This is a genomic window from Streptomyces katrae (assembly GCF_000966975.1).
GTDB classification, from domain to species: Bacteria; Actinomycetota; Actinomycetes; order Streptomycetales; family Streptomycetaceae; genus Streptomyces; species Streptomyces katrae.
The window spans coordinates 1-2,504 of record NZ_JZWV01001159.1 but is presented as its reverse complement, the minus strand read 5'-3'; the positions used below and the strand labels follow the sequence as shown (position 1 = coordinate 2,504).

The 2,504-nt window shown below is 75.2% G+C and carries 1 protein-coding gene; it reads right to left on the bottom strand.

Annotated elements, in window-relative coordinates:
- The coding region (locus VR44_RS34170; RefSeq protein WP_045951530.1) for a non-ribosomal peptide synthetase at window positions 1-2,504 on the bottom strand (2,504 nt) is incomplete at both ends.

The following is a 2,504-nucleotide window of genomic DNA, read 5'->3' as shown; positions in this document are numbered from 1 at the left end:
CGAAGAAGTCGTCGTGGCGGCCGATCCGCGGCGCGTCCAGTACGGAGGCCCACACCATGGCGACCAGTTCCTCGGTCTCCCCGGCGGGCGGCTCGTACCCGGTGGCGGCCGCCGCGGCGGGCGCCGGGAGGGCCCGGCGGTCGAGCTTGCCGTTCGGCGTGACGGGCAGCCCGTCCACGACGACCAGCACCGGCACCATGTACTCCGGCAGGGAGCGGGCCAGTTCGGCGCGCATCGCCCCGGTGTCCGGGGCCGGGTCCGCCCCGGCCTCCGGGACGAGGTACCCGATGAGCCTGCGCTCGCCCGGGACGTCCTCGCGGACCACGACCGCGGCCCGGCCGACGCCGTCGAGGTGGCCCAGCGCCGTCTCGATCTCGCCGAGTTCGATCCGGAAGCCGTGGATCTTCACCTGGTCGTCGGTGCGGCCCAGGTACTCCACCGAGCCGTCGGCCCGGTGGCGGGCCAGGTCCCCGGTGCGGTACATGCGCGAGCCCGGCGGGCCGAACGGGTCGAGCGGAAAGCGGTCAGCGGTCAGCGCCGGGCGCCGCAGGTAGCCACGGGCCAGGCCCGCGCCCGCCAGGAACAGCTCGCCGGCGACCCCCACCGGGACGGGCCGGCCCCGCGGGTCGAGCACGTACAGCGAGGTGTTCCAGATGGGCCGGCCGATCGGCACGGGCCCGGCGTCCTCGCGGCGGCAGTCCCAGTGCGTGACGTCCACGGCCGCCTCCGTGGGCCCGTACAGGTTGTGCAGGGGGACGTCGAGCACATCGAGGAACCGGTTCTTCAGCTCCTCCGGCAGGGCCTCGCCACTGCACACGACCCGCCGCAGCGAACGGCAGCGGCCCGCCCCGGGGTCCTCGACGAACGCCGCCAGCATGGACGGGACGAAGTGGACGGTGGTGACCGACTCCTCCTGGATCACCCGGCTGAGGTAGGCCGGGTCCTTGTGCCCGCCGGGCTCGGCGACCACCAGGGCCGCGCCGGTGATCAGCGGCCAGAAGAACTCCCAGACGGACACGTCGAAGCCGAACGGGGTCTTCTGGAGCACCCGGTCGTCCGCGCCCAGCCGGTACCGGTCCTGCATCCACAGCAGCCGGTTGACGATGGCCGAGTGCTCCACGACCACGGCCTTGGGCCGCCCCGTCGACCCGGACGTGTAGATCACGTACGCCGGGTGCCCGGGCAGCGGCCCCGGCCCGGCCGCACCGGGGTCCCCGTCGTGCACGGCCCCCGGATCCAGCCGGGGCAGGTCCGCCGCGGCGGGCAGCCCCGCCGCCACCTCGTCGTCCGCGAGCAGCAGCACCGGCTCGGCGTCGGAGAGCAGGTACGCGATCCGGTCCGCCGGCAGCGAGGGGTCCACCGGAAGGTAGGCCGCCCCCGCCTTCAGCACGGCCAGCAGCGAGACCACCATCTCGGTGGAGCGGTGCAGGGCGACCGCCACGATCTCCTCCGGACCGGCGCCCCGGGCGCGCAGGGCGCGGGCCAACCGCTCGGCGCGGGCGTCGAGTTCGCCGTACGTCAGGCGCTCGCCCCGGAAGACGGTCGCCGGGGCGTCCGGCGTCCGGGCCACCTGCTGCTCGAACAGCTCCACCAGCGTGGTGTCGGGGACGGGCACGGCGGTGCCGTTCCACTCCCGGATCAGCCGGTGCTGCTCCGCGGACAGCAGGTCCACCTCCCCGACCGCAGTGTCGGGGGCGTCGGCGACGGTCGTGAGCAGCCGCTCCAGCGCCTCGCCCAGGCTGCGCGCCGTCCGCGCGTCGAGGACGTCCGCCCGGTGGTCGAGGTGCAGCCGCAGCCGCTCCCCGGGCAGCACGATGAGGTTGACGGTGTAGTGGGTGGCGTCCGAGCCCTCCACCCCGGTCAGCCGCGGTCCGCCGGCCAGCTCCCGCATCGACTCCAGGTCGAGCGGGTAGTTCTCGACGACCACCGTGGTGTCGAAGAGGGCGCCCAGCCCGGCCGCCCGCTGGATGCCGGCGAGCCCGGCGTGCTGGTGGTCCATCAGCTCGGCCTGCTCGTCCTGGAACCGGCCGAGCGCGGCCAGCAGCGGCTCGTCCTCGCGGATCCTGAACCGCACGGGCAGGGTGTTGATCAGCAGGCCGACCATGTCCTCGATGCCCGCGACGTCCGCGGTCCGCCCGGAGACGGTCCCGCCGAACACCACGTCGTCCCGCCCGGTCACCCGCCCCAGCAGCATCGCCCAGACGCCCTGGACGACGCTGTTGAGGGTCACGCCCGCGCTGCGGGCCCGCGCGGTGAGCCGCGCCGTCAGCTCGGCCGACAGCTCCACCGGGACCCGCTCGGGCAGCGCGTCGATCCGGTTCGGATCGGCCGCGCCCAGCAGGGTCGGCTCCTCCAGCCCGGCCAGCGCGGTGCTCCACGCGGTCTCGGCGGCGCCGTCGTCCTGGCGGGCCAGCCAGTCCAGGTGCGAGCGGTACGGGACCGCTTCCGCGACCGCACCGGACCCGGCGCCCGAGGCCTGTGCGGCGTATCCGGTGAGCAGTTCG